The organism is Escherichia sp. WS568, from assembly GCF_046486085.1.
In the GTDB taxonomy this organism is placed as follows: domain Bacteria; phylum Pseudomonadota; class Gammaproteobacteria; order Enterobacterales; family Enterobacteriaceae; genus Escherichia; species Escherichia coli.
In genome coordinates, this window is sequence record NZ_JBJQMC010000009.1 from 102,704 (window position 1) to 126,730 (window position 24,027).

22 protein-coding genes are annotated in these 24,027 nt (G+C 50.9%); 8 read left to right on the forward strand and 14 right to left on the reverse strand.

Features of this window, described 5'->3' with window-relative positions:
- Positions 1 to 148 precede the first annotated feature (148 nt).
- Together guaB and guaA are read left to right on the forward strand one after the other, a co-directional pair.
- Positions 149 to 1,615 (forward strand): IMP dehydrogenase, encoded by a 1,467-nt coding sequence (gene guaB, locus ACJHWR_RS12345; protein WP_001299507.1) that lies wholly within the window; start codon positions 149 to 151, stop codon positions 1,613 to 1,615.
- Positions 1,616 to 1,683: 68 nt separating this feature from the next.
- A complete protein-coding gene (guaA, locus tag ACJHWR_RS12350; RefSeq protein WP_000138282.1) occupies positions 1,684 to 3,261 on the forward strand; it encodes a glutamine-hydrolyzing GMP synthase in 1,578 nt (525 codons plus the stop codon).
- A gap of 94 nt (positions 3,262 to 3,355) precedes the next feature.
- Here the strand turns inward: guaA and ACJHWR_RS12355 are convergent, their stop codons facing one another.
- The 3 genes from ACJHWR_RS12355 to ACJHWR_RS12365 form a co-directional block, all read right to left on the reverse strand.
- Complete coding sequence (locus tag ACJHWR_RS12355; protein WP_000755178.1) at positions 3,356 to 3,895, reverse strand: DUF5384 family protein; 540 nt, start codon at positions 3,893 to 3,895, stop codon at positions 3,356 to 3,358.
- A 15-nt stretch (positions 3,896 to 3,910) separates the two neighbouring features.
- Entirely contained in the window at positions 3,911 to 4,429 is a 519-nt protein-coding gene (locus ACJHWR_RS12360; RefSeq protein ID WP_001295476.1) for a glycine zipper 2TM domain-containing protein, read from the reverse strand.
- Between the two features lie 310 nt (positions 4,430 to 4,739).
- Positions 4,740 to 4,931 carry a YfgG family protein gene (locus ACJHWR_RS12365; RefSeq protein ID WP_000076001.1) on the reverse strand — a complete coding sequence of 64 codons (192 nt, stop codon included), beginning with the start codon at positions 4,929 to 4,931 and terminating at the stop codon, positions 4,740 to 4,742.
- A gap of 17 nt (positions 4,932 to 4,948) precedes the next feature.
- Here ACJHWR_RS12365 and ACJHWR_RS12370 point away from each other — a divergent pair, with 17 nt between their 5' ends.
- Together ACJHWR_RS12370 and pdeF are read left to right on the forward strand one after the other, a co-directional pair.
- Positions 4,949 to 5,101, forward strand: a complete 153-nt coding sequence (locus tag ACJHWR_RS12370) for a hypothetical protein (RefSeq protein ID WP_000017565.1) — start codon at positions 4,949 to 4,951, stop codon at positions 5,099 to 5,101.
- Positions 5,102 to 5,282: 181 nt separating this feature from the next.
- On the forward strand, positions 5,283 to 7,526 hold the full coding sequence (pdeF, locus tag ACJHWR_RS12375; RefSeq protein WP_000772740.1) for a cyclic-guanylate-specific phosphodiesterase PdeF: 2,244 nt from the start codon (positions 5,283 to 5,285) through the stop codon (positions 7,524 to 7,526).
- A gap of 38 nt (positions 7,527 to 7,564) precedes the next feature.
- On the opposite strand, the gene ppx is transcribed toward pdeF, so the two are convergent.
- The 4 genes from ppx to purM form a co-directional block, all read right to left on the reverse strand.
- A complete protein-coding gene (gene ppx, locus ACJHWR_RS12380; protein WP_001121363.1) occupies positions 7,565 to 9,106 on the reverse strand; it encodes an exopolyphosphatase in 1,542 nt (513 codons plus the stop codon).
- A gap of 4 nt (positions 9,107 to 9,110) precedes the next feature.
- Positions 9,111 to 11,177, reverse strand: coding sequence for a polyphosphate kinase 1 (gene ppk1 / locus ACJHWR_RS12385; RefSeq protein WP_000529576.1), 2,067 nt, complete (start codon positions 11,175 to 11,177; stop codon positions 9,111 to 9,113).
- Positions 11,178 to 11,348: 171 nt separating this feature from the next.
- Positions 11,349 to 11,987 carry a phosphoribosylglycinamide formyltransferase gene (gene purN, locus ACJHWR_RS12390; RefSeq protein ID WP_001028626.1) on the reverse strand — a complete coding sequence of 213 codons (639 nt, stop codon included), beginning with the start codon at positions 11,985 to 11,987 and terminating at the stop codon, positions 11,349 to 11,351.
- Entirely contained in the window at positions 11,987 to 13,024 is a 1,038-nt protein-coding gene (gene purM / locus ACJHWR_RS12395; protein WP_001295474.1) for a phosphoribosylformylglycinamidine cyclo-ligase, read from the reverse strand. The genes purN and purM overlap by 1 nt, the downstream gene beginning before the upstream one ends.
- A gap of 324 nt (positions 13,025 to 13,348) precedes the next feature.
- On the opposite strand from purM, the gene upp reads away from it, so the two are divergent.
- From upp to ACJHWR_RS12410, 3 genes are all read left to right on the forward strand, one after another.
- The gene (gene upp, locus ACJHWR_RS12400) at positions 13,349 to 13,975 is read left to right on the forward strand and encodes a uracil phosphoribosyltransferase (RefSeq protein WP_001295473.1); all 627 of its coding nucleotides are present in this window, start codon (positions 13,349 to 13,351) and stop codon (positions 13,973 to 13,975) included.
- Positions 13,976 to 14,060: 85 nt separating this feature from the next.
- Positions 14,061 to 15,350: a uracil permease gene (uraA, locus tag ACJHWR_RS12405; protein WP_000198327.1), complete on the forward strand. Its 1,290-nt coding sequence runs from the start codon at positions 14,061 to 14,063 to the stop codon at positions 15,348 to 15,350.
- 94 nt (positions 15,351 to 15,444) lie between these two features.
- Positions 15,445 to 16,146, forward strand: a complete 702-nt coding sequence (locus ACJHWR_RS12410; RefSeq protein ID WP_001307333.1) for a DnaA inactivator Hda — start codon at positions 15,445 to 15,447, stop codon at positions 16,144 to 16,146.
- Between the two features lie 105 nt (positions 16,147 to 16,251).
- Here ACJHWR_RS12410 and arsC read toward each other — a convergent pair whose 3' ends face one another.
- Positions 16,252 to 16,611 carry an arsenate reductase (glutaredoxin) gene (gene arsC / locus ACJHWR_RS12415; protein ID WP_000166465.1) on the reverse strand — a complete coding sequence of 120 codons (360 nt, stop codon included), beginning with the start codon at positions 16,609 to 16,611 and terminating at the stop codon, positions 16,252 to 16,254.
- 20 nt (positions 16,612 to 16,631) lie between these two features.
- Complete coding sequence (gene bepA / locus ACJHWR_RS12420) at positions 16,632 to 18,095, reverse strand: beta-barrel assembly-enhancing protease (protein WP_000489677.1); 1,464 nt, start codon at positions 18,093 to 18,095, stop codon at positions 16,632 to 16,634.
- A gap of 212 nt (positions 18,096 to 18,307) precedes the next feature.
- On the opposite strand from bepA, the gene ACJHWR_RS12425 reads away from it, so the two are divergent.
- Positions 18,308 to 19,369, forward strand: a complete 1,062-nt coding sequence (locus ACJHWR_RS12425) for an AI-2E family transporter (protein ID WP_000892044.1) — start codon at positions 18,308 to 18,310, stop codon at positions 19,367 to 19,369.
- Between the two features lie 36 nt (positions 19,370 to 19,405).
- Here ACJHWR_RS12425 and focB read toward each other — a convergent pair whose 3' ends face one another.
- The 5 genes from focB to hyfH are packed head-to-tail and all read right to left on the reverse strand — an operon-like array spanning position 19,406 to position 24,024.
- The gene (focB, locus tag ACJHWR_RS12430) at positions 19,406 to 20,254 is read right to left on the reverse strand and encodes a formate transporter FocB (protein ID WP_001244756.1); all 849 of its coding nucleotides are present in this window, start codon (positions 20,252 to 20,254) and stop codon (positions 19,406 to 19,408) included.
- 21 nt (positions 20,255 to 20,275) lie between these two features.
- The gene (gene hyfR / locus ACJHWR_RS12435; protein WP_001251553.1) at positions 20,276 to 22,288 is read right to left on the reverse strand and encodes a DNA-binding transcriptional regulator HyfR; all 2,013 of its coding nucleotides are present in this window, start codon (positions 22,286 to 22,288) and stop codon (positions 20,276 to 20,278) included.
- A gap of 29 nt (positions 22,289 to 22,317) precedes the next feature.
- Positions 22,318 to 22,731 carry a hydrogenase 4 assembly chaperone HyfJ gene (gene hyfJ / locus ACJHWR_RS12440; RefSeq protein ID WP_012311761.1) on the reverse strand — a complete coding sequence of 138 codons (414 nt, stop codon included), beginning with the start codon at positions 22,729 to 22,731 and terminating at the stop codon, positions 22,318 to 22,320.
- Entirely contained in the window at positions 22,724 to 23,482 is a 759-nt protein-coding gene (gene hyfI, locus ACJHWR_RS12445; protein ID WP_000075546.1) for a hydrogenase 4 catalytic subunit HyfI, read from the reverse strand. The genes hyfJ and hyfI overlap by 8 nt, the downstream gene beginning before the upstream one ends.
- Positions 23,479 to 24,024 carry a hydrogenase 4 subunit H gene (gene hyfH, locus ACJHWR_RS12450; protein ID WP_000916073.1) on the reverse strand — a complete coding sequence of 182 codons (546 nt, stop codon included), beginning with the start codon at positions 24,022 to 24,024 and terminating at the stop codon, positions 23,479 to 23,481. Before hyfH ends, hyfI begins: the two co-directional genes overlap by 4 nt.
- Between the last annotated feature and the right edge of the window lie 3 nt (positions 24,025 to 24,027).

The following is a 24,027-nucleotide window of genomic DNA, read 5'->3' on the forward strand; positions in this document are numbered from 1 at the left end:
AATTCTAAATCAGCAGGTTATTCAGTCGATAGTAACCCGCCCTCCGGGGATAGCAAGCATTTTTTGCAAAAAGGGGTAGATGCAATCGGTTACGCTCTGTATAATGCCGCGGCAATATTTATTAACCACTCTGGTCGAGATATTGCCCATGCTACGTATCGCTAAAGAAGCTCTGACGTTTGACGACGTTCTCCTCGTTCCTGCTCATTCTACCGTTCTGCCGAATACTGCTGACCTCAGCACCCAGCTGACGAAAACTATTCGTCTGAATATCCCTATGCTTTCCGCAGCAATGGATACCGTAACGGAAGCGCGCCTGGCTATTGCTCTGGCTCAGGAAGGCGGTATCGGCTTTATCCACAAAAACATGTCCATTGAACGCCAGGCAGAAGAAGTTCGCCGTGTGAAAAAACACGAATCTGGCGTGGTAACTGATCCGCAGACCGTGCTGCCGACAACCACCCTGCGTGAAGTGAAAGAACTGACCGAGCGTAACGGCTTTGCGGGCTACCCGGTGGTTACCGAAGAAAACGAACTGGTCGGCATCATCACCGGTCGTGACGTGCGTTTTGTGACCGATCTGAATCAACCGGTTAGCGTTTACATGACGCCGAAAGAGCGTCTGGTAACCGTGCGTGAAGGCGAAGCCCGTGAAGTGGTGCTGGCAAAAATGCACGAAAAACGCGTTGAAAAGGCGCTGGTGGTTGATGACGAATTCCACCTGATCGGCATGATCACTGTGAAGGACTTCCAGAAAGCGGAACGTAAACCGAACGCGTGTAAAGACGAACAAGGCCGTCTGCGTGTAGGTGCAGCGGTTGGCGCGGGTGCGGGTAACGAAGAGCGTGTTGATGCGCTGGTTGCCGCAGGCGTTGACGTTCTGCTGATCGACTCCTCTCACGGTCACTCTGAAGGTGTTCTGCAGCGTATCCGTGAAACTCGCGCTAAATATCCTGACCTGCAAATCATCGGCGGCAACGTGGCAACAGCAGCAGGTGCCCGCGCGCTGGCAGAAGCCGGTTGCAGTGCCGTTAAAGTGGGTATCGGCCCTGGTTCTATTTGTACTACCCGCATTGTTACTGGCGTCGGTGTTCCGCAGATCACCGCCGTTGCTGACGCAGTAGAAGCCCTGGAAGGCACCGGAATTCCGGTTATCGCTGACGGTGGTATTCGTTTCTCCGGCGACATCGCCAAAGCTATCGCCGCTGGCGCAAGCGCGGTAATGGTGGGTTCCATGCTGGCAGGTACTGAAGAATCTCCGGGTGAAATTGAACTCTACCAGGGCCGTTCTTACAAATCTTACCGTGGTATGGGTTCCCTGGGCGCGATGTCCAAAGGTTCTTCTGACCGTTACTTCCAGAGCGACAACGCTGCCGACAAACTGGTGCCGGAAGGTATCGAAGGTCGCGTGGCCTATAAAGGTCGCCTGAAAGAGATCATTCACCAGCAGATGGGCGGCCTGCGCTCCTGTATGGGCCTGACCGGCTGTGGTACTATCGACGAACTGCGTACTAAAGCGGAGTTTGTACGTATCAGCGGTGCGGGCATTCAGGAAAGCCACGTTCACGACGTGACCATTACTAAAGAGTCCCCGAACTACCGTCTGGGCTCCTGATTCTCTTCGCCCGACTTCATGTCGGGCGATTTATATTATCTGTTTCACTTGCCTCGGAATAAGCGTCAATGACGGAAAACATTCATAAGCATCGCATCCTCATTCTGGACTTCGGTTCCCAGTATACTCAACTGGTTGCGCGCCGCGTGCGTGAGCTGGGCGTTTACTGCGAACTGTGGGCGTGGGATGTGACAGAAGCACAAATTCGTGACTTCAATCCAAGCGGCATTATTCTTTCCGGCGGCCCGGAAAGCACCACCGAAGAAAACAGCCCGCGTGCGCCGCAGTATGTCTTTGAAGCAGGCGTACCGGTATTCGGCGTTTGCTATGGCATGCAGACCATGGCGATGCAGTTGGGCGGTCACGTTGAAGCCTCTAACGAACGTGAATTTGGCTACGCGCAGGTTGAAGTCGTAAACGACAGCGCACTAGTTCGCGGTATCGAAGATGCGCTGACCGCAGACGGTAAACCTCTGCTCGATGTCTGGATGAGCCACGGCGATAAAGTTACCGCTATCCCGTCCGACTTCGTCACCGTAGCCAGCACCGAAAGCTGCCCGTTTGCCATTATGGCTAACGAAGAAAAACGCTTCTATGGCGTACAGTTCCACCCGGAAGTGACTCACACCCGCCAGGGTATGCGCATGCTGGAGCGTTTTGTGCGTGATATCTGCCAGTGTGAAGCCCTGTGGACGCCAGCGAAAATTATCGACGATGCTGTAGCCCGTATCCGCGAGCAGGTAGGCGACGATAAAGTCATCCTCGGCCTCTCTGGTGGCGTGGATTCCTCCGTGACCGCAATGCTGCTGCACCGCGCTATCGGTAAAAATCTGACTTGCGTATTCGTCGATAACGGCCTGCTGCGTCTCAACGAAGCAGAGCAGGTTCTGGATATGTTTGGCGATCACTTTGGTCTGAACATTGTTCACGTTCCGGCAGAAGATCGCTTCCTGTCAGCGTTGGCCGGCGAAAACGATCCGGAAGCAAAACGTAAAATCATCGGGCGCGTTTTCGTTGAAGTATTCGATGAAGAAGCACTGAAACTGGAAGACGTGAAGTGGCTGGCGCAGGGCACTATCTACCCTGACGTTATTGAATCTGCCGCATCTGCAACCGGTAAAGCACACGTCATCAAATCTCACCACAACGTGGGCGGCCTGCCGAAAGAGATGAAGATGGGCCTGGTTGAACCGCTGAAAGAGCTGTTCAAAGACGAAGTGCGTAAGATTGGTCTGGAGCTGGGCCTGCCGTACGACATGCTGTACCGTCACCCGTTCCCGGGACCAGGCCTTGGCGTTCGTGTTCTGGGTGAAGTGAAGAAAGAGTATTGTGACCTGCTGCGCCGTGCTGACGCCATCTTCATTGAAGAACTGCGTAAAGCGGACCTGTACGACAAAGTCAGCCAGGCGTTCACCGTCTTCCTGCCGGTACGTTCCGTTGGCGTAATGGGCGATGGTCGTAAGTATGACTGGGTTGTCTCTCTGCGTGCTGTCGAAACCATCGACTTTATGACCGCACACTGGGCGCATCTGCCGTACGATTTCCTCGGTCGCGTTTCCAACCGCATTATCAATGAAGTGAACGGTATTTCCCGCGTGGTGTATGACATCAGCGGCAAGCCGCCAGCTACCATTGAGTGGGAATGATTTTGATCCCTGCACTATGAATGAACAAAACCCTCTGTTACTACAGAGGGTTTTTTATACTCACGAATCATAGGCTTGAAGTTACTGACATCGCTTAGTTAAACCAGCTGTCCGATTTGTTCTCTTCTGCTTTGCCCACGCTTTTCATCAGATCGCGACCGCCTTCAGTCATATTTCTGTTTGCGTCAGCTTCAGATTGCACCACATCGGTTTGCGCAGCTTTGTGCTTCAGTTCCTGATCGATAAATTCGTTTTCTCGCTTAACGCGGGCTTCTTCTTTCGCCAGCGCCAGTTTTTGTTTCTGAATCTCTAAGCTGCGTAGCTCATCTTCATAACTTTGATCGCGTTTTTTGTCCGCAGTGGCTTCGGCGTCCAGTTTATCCTGACGAGCTTTCTTATTCGCTGCTGCCGTTGCCGCTCTTTTATTAGCCGCGGCCTGGGCGTTTGCGCGACGTTGCTTCTCTTGCTGGATTTCCCTGTTGCGCTCCGCGACCCATTCGTCATGCTGCCTTTGCTCTTCATTTTTACCTTGCTGTTCCGCTTCTGCGACAGCAGAGAGTTGATCCTGCAATGATGAGGCGATAGCCGGATAGCTTAAGGAGGCTAAGATGGCGCAAAGAAAAACTTTCTTCATGACTCCTCCTGATTATTAGCTCTTTTCAGGACATTTGGTATTTGGCTGAATACGCGTTTCGTTATACGTCGTGGTAATAACAACGGCTAAACCTGTCGTAAACTGGCACTCTTTACCCACCTGGGTGGAGGTATACACTTTGGTGCCTTCCTTATACGTTAGAGAAACACCTTCCACTAAGGTTTTATCATTCACCATAGAACCCGCTGCCGCGCCAACAGCTCCGCCGCCAACTGCACCTGCCGTCGTTCCGGAATTGCTGCCAGACCCCACGTTGTGGCCGATTACACCGCCAGCGACTGCACCAATAAGTGCGCCGAAGGCTTGTGCGTTTCGTTTATTTTGGGAGTTGTCTACGGCAACTTTTGCGGGAAGAATGGAAATAATATTAACGGTTTTAGTTTCTTGTTTGGTATTCAGTTGATCGGTTTGATAAACATCGGCGGCATGATCATCAGCATTTGACTGGCATCCTGCCAGAGTGAATGACGCTAACATTGCCACAGGCAGAAGACATTTTTTAAATTTCATCACTATTCCTTGTTATACACATTACGAAAAATAAGACATTTAAGATCATCAAAAGAGGAAAGTAAATGTATTGCGTATAAAGGAATAGATTAAATTTATTAAAATTCATGTGGGAAATAATTTATAAAAATACATCATTAAAATATATGTATTAATTTTATATTTATTTCGCAGCCAAACAGGATAAACATCAGTCAGGACAAAGACGTAAAATTTAAGATGAAAGAATATCTGCCGCTTTGATAATCCCAAAGAGCAAAAGCATCCGACAGCGAGGTGCCGTTATGTTCTGTGAAAGTGGAGAAGGTAACCGCTAACGTTGTACCGGTGATTCGACGGAGAGTGTGGATTGCTGAGCTTCTTTTTTGCTCTGATGGTGCTGCCATGCACCGACGGACGAGTAGATAAAACGGCCAAAGAAGAAGATAAAGCTGATGAGCAGTACGATACGGGTCATGCGACTGTTAAATCGGTGTCGTTTTCGCATACTGGTTGCCTGACTCACAAAAGGTTCCTTGAAGTATGTCCCACGCTGTGGACAGTACTTACATTAAGGCACAACAGGACAAAATGGTCAATTCTTCGTTATGTAAAAAAGCGTCAGTGGATACATATTTTAATGTTATGGAAGTTAATTTAATTATTTACAATGATGATGTAATAATGATGAATTAACATGATAAACGTAATAATTCATTAATCAGGGTTATTTTGTTTGATATATATCAATTGGAACTTTCATATGACACTTAGAATCAATGCTCTCTATAGTGATGAATAATCATCATTCGAAGTCAGGTGGGATGCCTGTCTGAATACACCTCCTTCAGGATGTGGGGGATTCTGCTGAGCATCTATGAAACTGAATGCAACTTATATAAAAATACGTGATAAATGGTGGGGGCTTCCGCTGTTCCTGCCTTCTTTAATCTTGCCCATTTTCGCCCACATTAATACTTTCGCGCATATTTCTTCCGGTGAGGTTTTTCTCTTTTATCTGCCTCTGGCTCTGATGATCAGCATGATGATGTTTTTCAGCTGGGCGGCATTGCCAGGGATCGCCTTAGGGATTTTTGTCCGCAAATATGCAGAGCTGGGTTTTTACGAAACGCTCTCATTAACGGCTAATTTTATTATCATTATCATTCTCTGTTGGGGCGGTTACAGGGTCTTTACTCCCCGGCGTAACAACGTTTCACATGGTGATACCCGTTTAATTTCCCAGCGTATATTCTGGCAGATTGTGTTTCCTGCAACGCTGTTTCTGATACTTTTCCAGTTTGCTGCGTTTGTAGGATTACTGGCGAGCAGAGAAAATCTGGTCGGCGTCATGCCTTTTAACCTCGGGACCTTAATCAATTATCAGGCCTTACTGGTGGGCAATCTGATTGGTGTCCCGCTGTGCTACTTCATCATTCGTGTAGTGCGAAATCCGTTTTATTTACGCAGTTATTATTCGCAATTAAAACAGCAGGTTGATGTCAAAGTCACCAAAAAAGAGTTCGCACTCTGGCTACTGGCATTAGGTGCTTTACTGCTGCTGTTATGCATGCCGTTAAATGAAAAAAGCACAATTTTTAGCACCAACTATACCTTGTCATTATTGCTGCCCCTGATGATGTGGGGAGCGATGCGCTATGGTTATAAGCTGATTTCGCTGCTCTGGGCGGTCGTGTTGATGATCAGCATCCACAGCTATCAAAATTACATTCCCATTTATCCTGGCTATACCACGCAACTGACCATAACCTCCTCCAGTTATCTGGTATTCTCTTTTATTGTCAATTATATGGCTGTACTGGCAACCCGTCAGCGAGCGGTAGTCAGACGCATTCAGCGGCTTGCGTATGTGGACCCGGTGGTTCATCTGCCAAATGTTCGCGCCCTGAATCGCGCGTTGCGTGATGCCCCCTGGTCTGCGCTTTGTTATTTACGCATCCCTGGCATGGAAATGCTGGTTAAGAACTATGGCATCATGCTACGGATTCAATACAAGCAAAAACTTTCTCACTGGCTGTCACCCTTGCTGGAACCGGGTGAAGATGTTTATCAGCTTTCGGGTAACGATCTCGCGCTGCGACTGAATACAGAATCGCACCAGGAGCGCATTACCGAACTGGATAGCCATCTCAAGCAATTTCGTTTCTTTTGGGATGGAATGCCGATGCAACCGCAGATTGGCGTCAGTTACTGCTATGTGCGCTCGCCAGTGAATCATATCTACCTGCTGCTGGGAGAGCTAAATACGGTCGCCGAGCTTTCCATCGTGACCAACGCCCCGGAAAATATGCAGCGTCGCGGGGCAATGTATTTGCAACGCGAATTGAAAGATAAAGTCGCGATGATGAATCGGCTACAGCAGGCGCTGGAACACAACCATTTTTTCCTGATGGCCCAGCCGATTACCGGTATGCGTGGTGATGTCTACCATGAAATTCTTCTGCGCATGAAAGGTGAGAATGATGAACTGATCAGCCCCGACAGCTTCTTGCCGGTCGCGCACGAATTTGGTTTATCGTCGAGTATCGACATGTGGGTCATTGAGCATACGCTGCAATTTATGGCTGAAAACAGAGCGAAGATGCCCGCTCACCGTTTTGCGATTAATCTGTCGCCAACCTCGGTATGTCAGGCGCGTTTTCCCGTTGAAGTCAGTCAGCTGCTGGCTAAATATCAAATTGAAGCGTGGCAACTTATTTTTGAAGTCACCGAAAGTAATGCTCTGACCAATGTTAAGCAGGCGCAAATCACCTTGCAGCATCTTCAGGAATTAGGCTGCCAGATTGCGATTGATGATTTCGGCACCGGCTATGCCAGCTATGCGCGGCTTAAAAATGTGAATGCCGATTTGCTTAAAATTGACGGCAGTTTTATCCGCAATATTGTGTCAAATAGTCTGGATTATCAGATAGTGGCGTCGATTTGCCACCTGGCGCGAATGAAGAAAATGCGGGTAGTGGCAGAGTACGTTGAAAACGAAGAGATCCGCGAGGCGGTGTTCTCTTTGGGGATCGATTATATGCAGGGTTATCTTATTGGTAAGCCGCAACCGTTAATTGATACGCTGAATGAAATCGAACCCATTCGCGAAAGTGCCTGAATAATGCGGGCCGACATTTCTCGTCGGCCCGCAAAGCATTAAGCGGCGATTTCTGGGGTACTTTCTTCTTCAATTTTCAACCGCCAGCCAGCCACGCCTTCCCAGTATTCTTGCTCCTTTTCCAGATCAAGCAGTACCAGCGCATTCTGACTAAACCAGTCATGCGGGAAACGCAGTGTCCAGTGACTGTCATCGGTAATCAGCGTCAATGTTGGCGGTGTGGTGGTTGCCTGACGTTGATTATTGAGTAATACGCCAAGGCGCAATAGCTGAATCAGTGGCAGAAACTGTTTCTTCTTAAACAAGGTAAAGCGCGGCAGATCGTCGAGCTTAATCGCTTTACGGTGATAGCGCACCAGCGTCGCCATCATCAACTGCTGTTCCTGATTAAAACCCGGCAAGTCGCTGTTTTGCAGAATATAAGCGGAGTGGCGATGCAAACCGCTGTGGTTGATATTCAACCCGACCTCATGCAGCATGGCGGCCCATCGCAGTAGCGCCTCCAGTTGCGGATGCGCCAGCTTCGGTTGCTGTTCCCGCCACTGTTCGTACATTTGCATAGTGGTATCCAGCACCCGTCGGGCCTGTTCGCTGTCGATGTGATACTGGTTGGCGAGGCTGCTGGCGGTGCGACTACGCACATCCTGATGACGGAAACGTCCTTCCATTTCATACAGTACGCCTTCGCGTAACGCCCCGTCAGAAAGGCGCAGTTCACGGATGGCTAAAGCATCAAACACACCGCATAAAATCGCCAGTCCAGGAACGAAGACTGTTTTCCGCTCTTCGGAAAGACCCGGTAAACTCAGCGATGCGAAATTACGGTGACGTAAAACTTCTTTTACCAGTTTTTCCAGACGTTCCGGGGTAATTATCCCGTCTTTCTCGCCCATTTCCATTAACACTTCATGGGCGGCTTTTATGGTACCGGAAGCGCCCATTGCCACGTTCCAGCCCTGAATACGGAATTGCCAGGTTAACGTTTCCAGTTTTTGTGCTGCCGCCATACGAGCGCGCTGGAAATTCTCTTTATTGATGACCCCGCCAGGGAAATAAAGCTGGGCAAAGCTGACACAACCCATCCGGCGGCTTTCAACGAGAATAGGTTCGAAATTTTCACCAATCACCAGTTCCGTAGATCCGCCGCCAATATCAATAACCAGTTTGCGACCTTTCTCCGGTTGGGTATGTTCCACGCCCATAAAAATCAGACGGGCTTCTTCATTACCGGAAATAATTTCAATCGGGTAGGGAATGACCTTTTCCGCGCGTTTCAGAAAGTCAGTGGCGTTCAGCGCCTGACGCAGTGTATGGGTGCCAACTATACAGACGCTGGCAGGAGAAAACCCTTGTAGCCGTTCGGCAAACAGCGACAGACAGTTTAAACCGCGCGTCATTGCTTCTTCACTCAACATATTATCTGGCCCCAGGCCGTCCGCCAGATGCACCCGCTGTTTCAGGCGGCCAATAATCTGCATGGCACCATCTACCACACGGGCTATGACCATGTGAAAACTGTTTGAACCAAGATCGACCGCAGCAAACTCCTGCGGACGAGGGGATTTATCGTGTATTGGCATAGGGTTATTCAGGTTGTTCGAGTGATTTGATGTAGTCGTAAATCGCCAACTGCGCCCGTACTTTGCGGCGATTGCCGCGGGGAACGTAGCGATTACTGAGTTCTTTATCGATATAACGTGCTTTGACTGTATCGCTGAATAATATGTCGATGATGTCCAGCACCCGCTGCTTCAGGCGCGGATCGAGCAGCGGCGTCGCCACTTCAATACGATAATCAATATTGCGCGTCATCCAGTCGGCGGAAGAAAGGTAGACCTTTTTATCGCCGCCATTTTCAAAAATATAAACCCGGTCATGTTCAAGGTAACGGTCAACAATACTGATGGCACGAATGTTGTCGCTAATGCCTTCCAGATTGGGGATCAGAGAACACATTCCGCGCACCAGCAGATTAACCGGTACGCCGGAGCTGGAGGCCGCATACAGACGATCAACCAGGCCTTTATCGACAAGGTTATTTAGCTTCAGGGTGATACCACTGGGCAGCCCTTGCTGCGCGTTGGCGATCTCGCGGTCCACCATTTCATACAACAGACGGCGAGAGTTTTGCGGCGACACCATTAAATAATCAAATGTCACCGGACGGTATGGGTTTTCAATAAAGTTGAACACCCGCCGTACTTCGTTAGTGATGCGCGCATCGGCGGTCAGCAACGAATAGTCAGTATAAAGACGCGCGGTTTTTTCGTTAAAGTTCCCGGTCCCGATGTGTGCGTAACGCACCACTTCACCGTTTTCTTTACGTGAAATCAGGAACAGTTTGGCGTGAATTTTCAGCCCCGGCGCAGAGAAGATAACGTGCACGCCTGCTTCAGTCAGGCGCTTCGCCCAGTGAATGTTGGCTTCTTCGTCGAAACGCGCCTGTAACTCAACCACCACGGTGACTTTCTTACCGTTGTGTGCGGCGTGGATCATCGAGTCGATGATGCGTGAATCTTTCGCCACGCGGTAAATGTTAATTTTAATCGCCAGTACGCTCGGGTCGAACGAAGCCTGACGCAGCAGTTCCAGTACATGCTCAAAGGTATGATAAGGATAATAGAGCAACACATCGCGTTCGCGAATAGCATCAAAACCATTGCGGAACTGGGCTTTATCAAACCAAATGTGGCGTAAACGCGGCAGTGGTTTGTTCACCAGATTGGCTTTGCCGACATTGGGGAAATTAATAAAGTCTTTAAAATTATGATAACGACCACCAGGGACGATGGAGTCGTAGCGGGAAATAGTCAGTTTTTCGCGTAACACTTCAACCAGCGCATTGGGCATATCGCGCTGATAAACAAAACGCACCGGCTCAGCAGTTAAACGCTGCTTGAGACTGGAAGACATCAACTCCATCAGGCTGGCTTCCATCTCATGCACTAAATCGTATTCGGCATCGCGGGTCATCTTCATTGAATAGGCATTCAGCGCGTCATAATCAAAGAAGCCTTTGAAAATATCATCAAGGCAGTAACGCAGAATGTTATCCAGAAGAATCATCGGCTTGCGTCGACGCGGCGCTTCTGGCGGTAAATTCACAAAGCGCGGCACTTTATCTGATGGGATCTCCAGCAGCGCGTAACGGATGGTATCGCCACGGATAATTTCCACCGCCAGATAGGTGTAATCATCTTTCAGGAACTGCACTAAATCAGTGTCAGGATTGATTAAAATCGGCGTAATGTGCTGACGCAGATACTGCTTAAAATAATGACGCAGCCAGTTTTGTTGATTGACGGAGAGCTGGCGTTCATTAATCAGGAAGATCTGGTTGCGCGCCATCTCCAGCAACAACTCGTTGTAGAGGCCGTCGAATTCCTGATCGGCTTTCAGCACCCGGGACTGAATTTTGCCCAGTAAATGGCGGGAATGAGAGTTGGAGCCTTGTTCTTCGCTAATAATGATGCGTCGCTTCAGTTCAGCGAAGCGGACTTTATAGAACTCATCAAGGTTATTGGAATAGATCCCCAGGAAACGCATCCTTTCAATCAGCGGGTTAGATTTGTCCGCCGCTTCCTGAAGCACGCGTTCATTGAACGATAACCAACTGAGCTCTTTTTCGATGTATAGCTTTTCCTGACCCATTACCACTTTTACTCCGTTTTATTCACGGGACACTGCCTGGATATTATGGCGAGCAATATTGGCAGATGTCCAACTATGCCAGAAAAGGGGGAAAAAAACTGCTGGAGCTTGCGATTTACAGGTGAATTGAAAAACGCCAGCGGCAGAGCTGGCGCTTTAACTACGGGGGCATTACTCGTCGGCAGCGTAGCCCTGCGGCGGCAGACGTTGACCATCCAGCCACGCGGCGTTTTCGTGCATTTTCAGACGACCATCGGCAAACCAGCTAATCACCAGTGGATAAATAGCGTGTTCCTGGGTTTGCACGCGGGCGGTGATGTCATCTTCCGTATCACCAGCAAATACCGGGACTTTCGCCTGTAAAATAACCGGGCCACCGTCCAGTTCATCGGTGACGAAATGCACCGATGTACCGTGCTCCTCATCGCCATTTTCCAGCGCCTGACGATGGGTGTGTAATCCGGGATATTTCGGCAGCAGAGAAGGGTGAATGTTCAGCAAACGCCCGGCATAATGGGAGACAAACGCCGGGCTGAGAATGCGCATAAAACCAGCCAGCACGACCACATCGGGTGCGTACATGTCGATTTCATGAATCAACTCCCGGTCATAGGCTTCACGACTGTCAAACGCGCTGGTGATGAGCGTATGTGTTGCAATACCCGCCTGGCGGGCGCGTTCAAGGCCGAACGCGTCGGCCTTATTGCTGAAAACTGCCCGTACGGTGCCTTTAATTTTGTTGGTTTTGCAGGCGTCAATAATTGCCTGCAAATTACTTCCGTTGCCGGAAATAAGCACCACAATATTCATTATTCGATAACCACGCGTTGTTCGGAATCAGAGGCTTTGATGATACCGATTTTCCACGCGTTTTCACCGTTGGCATTGAGCAGGGCGAGGGCTTTGTCCACTTCCGGAGCAGGAAGGGCAATAATCATACCGACGCCGCAGTTGAAGGTGCGATACATTTCATGGCGCTCAACGTTACCTGCCGTTTGCAGCCAGTTGAACACTTCCGGCCACTGCCAGGAAGATTCATCAATCACTGCCTGGGTATTATCTGGCAATACGCGCGGAATGTTTTCCCAGAAGCCGCCGCCGGTCAGGTGCGCAATGGCATGCACATCGACCTTTTCAATCAACTCCAGCACTGACTTCACGTAAATGCGGGTCGGTGCCAGCAGATGATCGGCTAATGGCTTACCATCAAGTTCGGTGGTTTGCGGATCACAACCGCTGACTTCAAGAATTTTGCGCACCAGCGAATAGCCGTTCGAGTGCGGACCGCTGGAGCCGAGTGCAATCAGCACATCGCCGTCGCTGACTTTAGATCCGTCAATGATTTCTGATTTTTCTACCACGCCAACGCAGAAACCAGCGACATCGTAATCTTCACCGTGATACATCCCCGGCATTTCTGCCGTTTCGCCACCCACCAGTGAACAGCCCGATTGCAGACAACCTTCCGCGATGCCGCTGATCACCGCTGAAGCGGTATCAACATCCAGTTTTCCGGTTGCGTAATAGTCGAGGAAAAACAGCGGTTCCGCACCTTGCACCACCAGGTCATTAACGCACATGGCGACCAGATCAATACCAATGGTGTCGTGACGTTTTAAGTCCATCGCCAGACGCAGCTTGGTACCTACGCCGTCAGTGCCGGAAACCAGCACAGGTTCACGATATTTTTGCGGCAATGCACACAGCGCACCGAAGCCGCCCAGACCGCCCATCACTTCCGGACGACGCGTTTTCTTCACTACGCCTTTGATTCTTCCAACCAGAGCATTACCCGCGTCAATATCAACACCGGCATCTTTGTAGCTAAGAGAGGTTTTATCGGTCACTGCTTGGGTCCCCACGCGTTACTTGCGGTAGAAAAATAAAATTCGGCGCAATTCTAACAGGGAAAGCAAACGTTTGCGAGACTGCTTTACACAACCTTTTTGTACGTCTTTTCCCCAGGCGCGCGGCAAAAGAATACTTGTACCAGGGTAAAGGTTAGTTTTCGGATGGAATAATCTTCTTCCATAACCATTTGAATATAAAATAACTTTATCTCAAACCGTTATCATTTTGACTAAAGTCAACGAAAATAATATTGCCGCCTTGAAGAAAGGAGGTACAATCCGTCGATTTTTTTTGTGGCTGCCCCTCAAAGGAGAAAGAGTATGAAGATCGTGGAAGTCAAACACCCACTCGTCAAACACAAGCTGGGACTGATGCGTGAGCAAGATATCAGCACCAAGCGCTTTCGCGAACTCGCTTCCGAAGTGGGTAGCCTGCTGACTTACGAAGCGACCGCCGACCTCGAAACGGAAAAAGTCACTATCGAAGGCTGGAACGGCCCGGTAGAAATCGACCAGATCAAAGGTAAGAAAATTACCGTTGTGCCAATTCTGCGTGCCGGTCTGGGGATGATGGACGGTGTGCTGGAAAACGTTCCGAGCGCGCGCATCAGCGTCGTCGGTATGTACCGTAATGAAGAAACGCTGGAGCCGGTACCGTACTTCCAGAAACTGGTTTCTAACATCGATGAGCGTATGGCGCTGATCGTTGACCCAATGCTGGCAACCGGTGGTTCCGTTATCGCGACCATCGACCTGCTGAAAAAAGCGGGCTGCAGCAGCATCAAAGTTCTGGTGCTGGTAGCTGCGCCAGAAGGTATCGCTGCGCTGGAAAAAGCGCACCCGGACGTCGAACTGTATACTGCATCGATTGACCAGGGACTGAACGAGCACGGATACATTATTCCGGGCCTCGGCGATGCCGGTGACAAAATCTTTGGTACGAAATAAAGAATAAAAATAATTAAAGCCGACTTTAAGAGTCGGCTTTTTTTTGAGTAAAGCGCCTATAACACATAATACAGAGGATAATACTATGACGCGCCGTGCTATCGGGGTGAGTGAAAGACCGCCACTTTTACAGACAATCCCGCTTAGTTTGCAACATTTGTTCGCCATGTTTGGTGCAACCGTCCTGGTGCCCGTCTTATTTCATATTAACCCGGCGACTGTACTGTTATTTAACGGTATAGGAACGCTGCTGTATCTCTTCATCTGTAAAGGGAAAATCCCGGCTTATCTTGGTTCCAGCTTTGCCTTTATTTCACCGGTATTGTTACTGTTGCCGTTAGGGTATGAAGTCGCGCTGGGCGGCTTTATTATGTGCGGCGTGCTGTTCTGCCTGGTTTCTTTTATCGTGAAGAAAGCGGGGACCGGCTGGCTGGACGTGCTGTTTCCACCTGCGGCAATGGGCGCAATCGTTGCCGTCATCGGTCTGGAGTTGGCGGGCGTAGCTGCCGGTATGGCAGGTTTACTCCCGGCTGAAGGGCAAACGCCAGACTCCAAAACCATCATCATCTCCATTACCACCCTGGCGGTCACGGTTTTAGGTTCCGTGCTGTTTCGTGGTTTCCTGGCAATTATCCCGATTTTAATTGGCGTGCTGGTGGGCTACGCGCTCTCTTTCGCAATGGGAATTGTCGATACCACGCCGATTATTAATGCTCACTGGTTTGCGCTGCCAACCCTCTATACGCCGCGCTTCGAGTGGTTTGCCATTCTGACTATTCTACCAGCGGCGTTAGTGGTTATTGCCGAACACGTAGGGCACCTGGTGGTAACGGCTAATATCGTCAAAAAAGATCTGCTGCGCGATCCAGGTCTGCACCGTTCGATGTTTGCTAACGGCTTGTCGACCGTGATCTCCGGCTTCTTTGGCTCCACGCCAAACACCACTTACGGAGAAAACATTGGCGTGATGGCGATCACCCGTGTTTACAGTACCTGGGTTATCGGCGGTGCGGCGATTTTCGCTATCCTGCTTTCCTGCGTCGGTAAACTGGCTGCTGCTATCCAGATGATTCCATTGCCGGTGATGGGCGGCGTTTCGCTGCTGCTTTACGGTGTCATCGGTGCTTCCGGTATTCGTGTGTTGATCGAATCGAAAGTGGATTACAACAAAGCACAGAACCTGATCCTGACTTCCGTTATTTTGATCATCGGCGTCAGTGGCGCGAAGGTAAACATTGGCGCGGCGGAGCTGAAAGGTATGGCGCTGGCGACCATCGTCGGTATCGGCTTAAGTTTGATCTTCAAACTGATTAGTATGCTGCGCCCTGAAGAAGTGGTGCTGGACGCAGAAGACGCGGATATAACAGACAAATAATGTACCGACCGGGCAGTGTTGCTGCCCGGTTCAAACATCATGGGATTCTGTGGTAAACTTCTCGCGATTTTGTGAAATCCTGGTTGAGGTATCTCTGAACACACCGGCACAGCTCTCTTTGCCACTTTATCTTCCTGACGACGAAACCTTTGCAAGTTTCTGGCCGGGGGATAACTCCTCTTTACTGGCCGCGCTGCAAAACGTGCTGCGTCAGGAACATAGCGGTTACATCTATCTCTGGGCACGCGAAGGCGCGGGGCGCAGCCATCTGCTGCACGCGGCTTGCGCGGAATTGTCACAGCGTGGCGATGCGGTGGGTTATGTCCCGCTGGATAAACGCACCTGGTTTGTTCCGGAAGTGCTCGACGGTATGGAGCATTTGTCGCTGGTCTGTATCGACAACATTGAGTGTATTGCAGGTGATGAGTTGTGGGAGATGGCGATTTTCGATCTCTACAATCGAATTCTGGAATCGGGTAAAACACGGTTGTTGATCACCGGCGATCGTCCACCGCGGCAGTTGAATCTGGGATTACCGGATCTCGCGTCGCGTCTCGACTGGGGGCAGATCTACAAATTGCAGCCACTTTCTGATGAAGATAAGTTGCAGGCGCTACAGTTACGCGCTCGTTTGCGTGGTTTTGAACTGCCGGAAGATGTGGGGCGTTTCTTGCTGAAGCGGCTCGACAGAGAAATGCGCACGTTATTTATGACGCTGGATCAGTTGGATCGTGCGTCGATTACCGCGCAACGTAAGCTGACCATTCCGTTTGTGAAAGAAATTCTGAAGTTGTAGACAAGACGTTTATTGTCGGAAATGCACCCATAGTATTCGTCGGCCGGATAAGACGCGGCAAGCGTCGCATCCGGCAATGTGCTTCAACTAGCGATGGAGCACTTCTTAACCCACGATTTCCAGTACCTGCTCCGGTGGACGACCAATCCGCGCTTTGCCATTCGCGACCACAATCGGGCGCTCCATTAGCTTTGGATTATCCACCATTGCCTGAATCAGCGCCCCTTCGCTAAGCGAACTGTCAGCCAGGTTCAGTTCTTTATAAAGATCCTCTTTCTGGCGCATCAATTCACGAGCGCTATTCATTCCCAGCATTTTCAGCAAATCACGCAGCGTTGCCGCATCGGCGGGTGTCTGAAGGTAGAGCACCACTTCTGGCTCCACGCCGTTTTCTTTCAGCAGGTTCAGCGTTTCCCGGCTCTTTGAACAGCGTGGGTTATGGTAGATTTTTACCTGTTTGGTCATTGTTCTTCCTTTAATGCGAATTACATCTTGGTATAAGGCTTAAAGCGTTCCTGCAGCTGGCGCAACTGGTCGATGCGCGCATCGTAACGCGCTTGTTGCAGGCTGCCTAATTTCACCTGCGAACTGGCGCTACTCAACAAGGAAATGGCCTGATCGAGTCGCCCGGCGAGCGCATAACCTTCTGCTCGCGCAGCCAGTTCCTGATCGCGGTTATTTAGCGCGGCTTCCGCCTGTGCCAGTAAATCCCAGCCGTTGCTGTCATCTTTATTATTAAAAGTGTAGCGATTCAGAATATTGGCCGCTTCTTGTGGTTGACCGCCTTGCAGATAAGCGTTCGCCAGGTTGAGCTGCAACACCGGATTGGTGCGCAAATCACGGGCATTTTTCAGGCGATTGATTGCCTCATTGGCTTTGTTTTGCCCAAGATCGATATCGGTAGCCAGATCGAGATACCATGCGTTACCAGGTTCTGCCGCCAGTAACGGTTGCAGCGTTTTACGCGCCTCATCGTATTTATTGGCTTCCATCGCCTGTAGAGCACGACCATATTGCGCCGCTCGTTGCTGACGAACGTTTCCTTTCGCCCATTCATCCAGCAAATCACTGGTGAGCTGGTTACGTCCGGAATTATACATCCCCAGTGTGCGCACTTTTGCCAGATAGAAATCTTCTGACGATTGCACCACCATCGGGCGCATCTGATTGGCACGGTTACGGGCATCAGCCAGACGGCTTTCCGGTAGTGGGTGAGTGAGCAGAATTTCTGGTGGGCGCGAGGAGTAACGCGCCTGATCGAGTAATTTTTCGAGGAAGGTCGGCATCGCCTGCGGATCGAATCCCGAGCGTTGCAGCACCTGAATACCAATGCGGTCCGCTTCCTGTTCATTTTGCTGGGTGAAACTGATCATCCCCTGGCGCGTTCCCGCCAGTGTACCGGTCAGCGCCGCCATCCCCGCCTGCGGACTGGCCATCGCCAGTAAAATAGAACCTAACGCGCCGACCCAGGTCAGCGGCGCGCTGCGCTGCTGATCTTCCATCGCTCGCGCCAGGTGACGTTGGGTGACGTGGGAGATTTCGTGCGCCATAACTGAAGCCAGTTGACTTTCGTTATCGGAATAACGGAACAGGGCAGAGTGCAGCACCACGTTGCCGCCAAAGAAAGCAAAGGCGTTAATTTCGTCGTTGTTGATCAGAAAGAAATGAAACGGTGTCTTAACCGAATTGGCATGCGAAACCAGACGCATCCCCAGCGAATTAATATATTGCGTTAACAGCGGGTCATTAATTAACGGCGCGCTGCCGCGTAGCTGGCGGACATAATAGTCGCCCATCTGCATTTCCTGGCCAATGGAAAGCGTGCTTCCTGCGGAGGTTCCCATATCCGGCAAGGTGTCTGCGCTGTCGGCAAACGCCGGGGCTACCTGACCAATGGTCATAGCAGCAATGAGGGTTGCAACCAGGTTTTTTTTCAACTGCCTGAACATAACCTCTATCCTGTATTTCTGAAGATAGTCATTTGACCGATACTGTGAAATATCGTTCCCACCGCGCCGCCTTTGAGTGTAACGGCGAAGATTAGCCCACTCAAATGACTTTTCAGTTTCCTGAATCCGTCATAAAAAGCGAAGTCTTTTTTGTGACATTTCGATACAATTGCGGATCGCAATCCCGCTCTTGAGGTTCAGGGAAGGTCTTTATGCTCGAAATGTTGATGCAATGGTATCGCCGCCGTTTTAGCGACCCGGAAGCGATTGCCTTGCTGGTTATTTTAGTTGCCGGATTTGGCATTATCTTTTTCTTTAGTGGCCTGCTTGCTCCGTTGCTGGTGGCTATTGTGCTGGCCTATTTGCTGGAATGGCCAACCGTGCGCCTGCAATCTATTGGCTGCTCCCGCCGCTGGGCGACGTCGATTGTATTGGTGGTTTTCGTCGGTATATTGCTACTGATGGCGTTCGTGGTGCTGCCTATCGCCTGGCAACAGGGCATCTACTTAATCCGCGATATGCCGGGGATGCTCAATAAGCTTTCTGACTTTGCCGCCACGTTGCCGCGCCGCTATCCGGCGTTAATGGACGCGGGCATTATTGATGCAATGGCCGAAAATATGCGCAGTCGGATGCTGACCATGGGCGATTCGGTGGTGAAAATTTCCCTCGCCTCGCTGGTCGGTTTGCTGACCATAGCCGTCTATCTGGTGCTGGTGCCATTGATGGTCTTCTTCCTGCTGAAAGACAAAGAGCAGATGCTGAACGCCGTTCGTCGGGTGCTGCCGCGTAACCGTGGGCTGGCAGGACAGGTGTGGAAGGAGATGAATCAACAAATCACCAACTATATCCGCGGCAAAGTGCTGGAGATGATCGTGGTGGGGATCGCCACCTGGCTGGGGTTCTTACTCTTCGGGCTGAACTATTCGCTGCTGCTGGCGGTGCTGGTCGGCTTCTCGGTACTTATTCCGTACATTGGTGCATTTGTGGTGACCATTCCGGTGGTTGGCGTGGCGCTATTCCAGTTTGGTGCTGGCACGGAATTCTGGAGCTGCTTCGCGGTGTATCTGATTATTCAGGCGCTGGACGGCAACCTGTTAGTACCTGTGTTGTTCTCCGAAGCGGTTAACCTGCATCCGCTGGTCATTATTTTATCAGTAGTGATCTTCGGTGGTTTGTGGGGATTCTGGGGCGTATTCTTCGCCATTCCATTGGCGACGCTGATCAAAGCCGTGATTCACGCCTGGCCCGATGGGCAAATCGCGCAAGAATAATCTTCAGCCCGACGAACTGTTTCGCCGGGCTGATTTTTAGGGTTCCTGACGTAAATAAATAGCCCGATAACAAATACTCACCAGCACTGCACCGCCGATAATATTACCCAGCATCACCGGGAGCAGATTGGCGGTAATAAAATGGCTGACCGTCAGTGCCGGAAAATGGTCTGCGCTACTGTGCGCCAGTTGCCAGAAGGAGGTAGGGGCGAAATGGCGAATGGCAATGGCGAACGGAATCACAAACAAATTGGCGATACAGTGCTCAAAACCACTGGCGACAAACAGGGTGATGGGCAAAATCATGGCGACGATTTTGTCGCATAACGAACGTCCGCAATAACTCATCCACAGCGCCAGGCAAACCATCACATTGCACATAATGCCGAGGCTGACTGATTCAGTAAATGTATGATGCATTTTGCCCTCGGCGCAGTGTAAAACCGCGACTCCCCACATCGCGTTTTCACTCATCACCAGCCCGGAAAACCAAATTAACAAACTGAAACAGGCAATACCTGCCAGATTACCGCAGGCCACCAGAAGTGCATTAATCAGCCATGTTCGCCAGCTAATAACGCCCCGACTTTTTGCCATCACCGTCATTACCGACGAGGTGAACAGGCTGGTGCCGCAAACCGCCAGCAAAATAAAGCCGAGCGTAAAGCAAAGGCCTCCCACCAGATGGGTTAATGCCTGTGAAGACGGGGCATCGGCGATAACGGTAAGGTAAAAAGTAAATCCGATCGCCATAAACACGCCTGCGGACATCGCCATTAAAAAGACCGACACTTTGCTGCGGGCAATTTTATGGGCGGCAATCCGTTCAGCGATTGCCGCTTTTCTGGCGCTCAACTGCAAGTCGAAAGAGAGTTTGTTTCTCATGAATACTCCTGCAAAAGCAGATTACAACACCTCGCGAACCGAGATCCCCAGACGCTGCATTCGTGACAGCAGCGTGGTGCGCTTCATCCCTAATCGTGTCGCCGCGCCACGGGGCCCGGCAACAATGCCATTGGTTTCTCGCAATACCTGAACAATGCGCTGACGTTCTTCTTCGTCATTCTCTGGCGTCGTCGGGTGCAGCAACTGCGCCATTGAACTGCGAAGCGCTGAATCTTCATTTAGCGTCGGCAGTAAACGGCTTTGTCGGACATTAAGATGTAAATTCAGACTGTTACCGCGAGTCAGTAGTACCGCTCGCTCAATCACGTTTTCCAGCTCGCGCACGTTGCCCGGCCAGTCCCACGACATCAACTGGCGTAGCGCCTCGGTCGGGATGGCGTCAATTGCGCGATTCATATGGCGCGCCATTTTTTGCGTGAAATGCTTTGCTAAAAGAGGGATATCTTCCGGACGGTCGCGCAGTGGCGGCAGTTCCAGTGGGAAGACATTCAGGCGATAAAAGAGATCGCTGCGAAACTGGCGATCTTCAACCATTTGCCACAAATCACGGTTGGTGGCGGCAATGACTCTGACATTTACCGGGATCGTTCTACTCCCGCCGAGACGCTCAATCTCCCGTTCCTGCAATACGCGCAGCAGTTTAGGCTGAAGTTCTAACGGCAGATCGCCAATTTCATCGAGAAACAACGTGCCGCCATCGGCAATTTCAAAACGACCACGATGGGTATTAATCGCACCAGTAAATGCCCCTTTGTCATGACCGAATAACTCACTTTCCAGAAGACTGGCGGGGATGGCAGCGCAGTTGATTTTGACCAGTGGCTTGTCGCGTCGTGGGCTAAGTTGATGGATCGCTCTGGCGATCACCTCTTTGCCGGTTCCGGTTTCACCACAAATCAACACCGTACTGTCGCTCTTCGCCACAATATCTACCTGCTGGAGCAGGTCTTCCATTGCCTGGCTTTGATAGATAATGTCACCGACGCCCAGATTCGAAAGGAGCTGCTCGCTAAGCTGGTGGTTTTCTTGCTGCAAGCTTTCCTGCAAATCGGTCATGCTGCGCCAGGCATCGGCATTGCCAACGGCAATAGCGATGCGATCGGCAATATGTTGTAGTAGCTGGCAGTTTTCCTCACTAAAGAGAGTGGAAGAGGTATGCGCCAGCAACAATGCACCCGGTGTATGGTTGCCAAAGGTGAGCGGTATAAGGAGCGCAGATTCGCAGCCGTTAGATGCAAGTAAGTGTAATAACGGGTCGCGTTGCCAGAGAAACAGATCGTCTGCACGGTGCGTCAAGGTCGGTTGTCGGGTTTGTAGCGTTTGTGTCAGCAATACACTGTCGCCAGCCATATTGCGTGGCAGACACGCACAATGTGAGGCAGAAAGATCGCTGCACCACAGGCTGAACTTCTCGTTCTTTCGATGATCGCCCAGTACCATACTGACTGAAGCCAGACCGAAAAAATGATGGATCTCACGAGCGACGTCAGCGATCAGATTGTCGAGATCAAGATGTGACAACACTGCATTAGTGATATCCACCAGTACCCGATGATGATCGCGATCTTTCTCCAGCAAACGCAGCGCCACCTGCTGTTCTTCATCATTGAGCCATGATTGCAGAACCGGAGTGATTATGTGTGCCAGCCAGTTAAACAGTGTGCAATCCTGGGGAGTAAAACGACTGCCGTGGGTGCGAATAAAGCGTAGCTCCGCCATTCCACTACTGCCGAGAAGGACGGCGTGGCGCGAATAATCGACCATCTCACCCTGATACTTTGTTGTTGCCGTCACATCGCTGCCATCATCATGGTAGCGGTAATAGAAGTTGCTTTTGAGAACATGCAGTTCAATAAGTTGTACCGGGCTGAACGGCGGCGGCAGCGGGATGAAGGCGCGTAATAAAGACGCCTTGCCGTGTTTCTGCGCTAACCGCTCCGCGAGCATTCCGTTTACCGCTTCAATTGTTATTCCTTGCGGCGGGGCAAACATCGCCTCGTCTGACATAGCCATCAACAGTCCTTATTAATGAGAAATCCTTCTCACGCAATTTTTCTGGCCATCAGATAGATGGCCGGTTCCTGCACAATTTCATCCAACAGATGAATGAATTGAATGCTACGCGCCTGCCACGCCGACGTCGCGTCATCTGCCAGTGGCGCGAATGCCCGGGTCAACAGGGCGGTGTGGCTGGCGTCAATAACAATCTCACCAAAAGTCATCACCCCCAGCATCTTACGTCGGGCTTGCTCCTCTTCGACCAGTGCAAGCCAATCTTCGTATTCCGTCAGTGGGCAGCGGAAGGCGACATTCAGACAATCAATCACGCCAACGTGATGGCCGATAGCTAGCGAGTAATACATTACCTGAGAGCTGTGTTCCGGCATCTCGTCGCTACTGGCGACAAACTTTTTTCGCAGCGTCCAGAAAACAATTTCCCCGCACTCTTCAGTCATGTAACCCCCGGAGTACGCGAAAGAGTTGCTGAACGATACTATTGAGACGTGGATCGTCGGCATCGCGCAACCAGGTGTTAACCCGATTTCCTGTAGGATCGTCGCTTAAATGGCGCAGGAGTCGATCGCAAATTTCTCGCCCTTGACGATAGCCCGCCAGCCGCCTCGCTTCTCGCTCAATGGCGATACGCTGTGATGGCGGGATCTGCGGCCACAGCGGTTGCATGGTCACCCCGGTGGGATCGCGATAATCCACCGCGTGAATCTTCTGTTGCAGCAAACCGAGCGCCACGGCGAAACCGTGAATGGTGGCGGCCGGTGTTGGCGGGCAGCCGGGGATCCAAACATCAATGGGGACAATGGTGTCGCTGCCGCCCCAGACGCTGTAAAGATCGTGGAAAATACCGCCGCCGACACCGCACGCGCCGTAGGAAACACAAATTTTATGATCGGGGGCAGACTCATATGCCCGAAGTGCAGGCATACGCATCGCACGGGTGACTGCGCCAGTAAATAACAAAATATCGGCGTGACGCGGTGATGAAACAACCTTAATGCCAAAACGTTCTGCGTCGAATACGGGTGTGATGGCGGCAAAAATTTCGATTTCGCAGGCGTTACAGCCGCCGCAATCGACGCGATAAACGTAAGCCGAGCGACGGATATCCTGTAGCAAATGCTGCTTCATCTTTTGCGTTTGCTCGTCCAGCGTAATGGGCTGGCTGACATGTTGCGTAAGCACTGGACTCATAGCTGCTCCTTAGCCACCAGCGGTTCATTTGTGTCGTCGTTGATCAGCGTCGCGCGTTGTTTGCATTCCGGGCAGACGCTCGCTTGCGCCCGTAACATTTCGCGGTTTTGTGGTGCATTTTGTTGCTGTGCCAACAGTTCTGCAGCCAGTGCGACGGTTTTTTGCGGGGCAAACGGGCGTTCGCAACGGCTGCAACGTTGTAGATGGAACGTCGCGCGGGTATAGAGATCGGCTTTATTGGTGACGGTCAGTTCAAAGTTATTGGTAAGCTGAATGGCTCTGGTCGGGCACACTTCTTCACAACGTCCGCAGTAAATACAACGCCCCAGATAGAGCTGCCAGGTGCGCGTATTTTGCTGGTCGTCGGTCTGGATAGTCAGCGCATTTGCCGGACAAGCACAGGCGCAGGCACCGCAGGCAATACATTGGCTGGGCATCAGGTCCGGTTTCCCGCGAAAGCCTGGGCTGACCTCCAGTGGCGCGAAGGGATACTTCACCGTCGCGGTTCCGGCGCGCATAATAGTTTTCAGTAACTTCAGCATTTT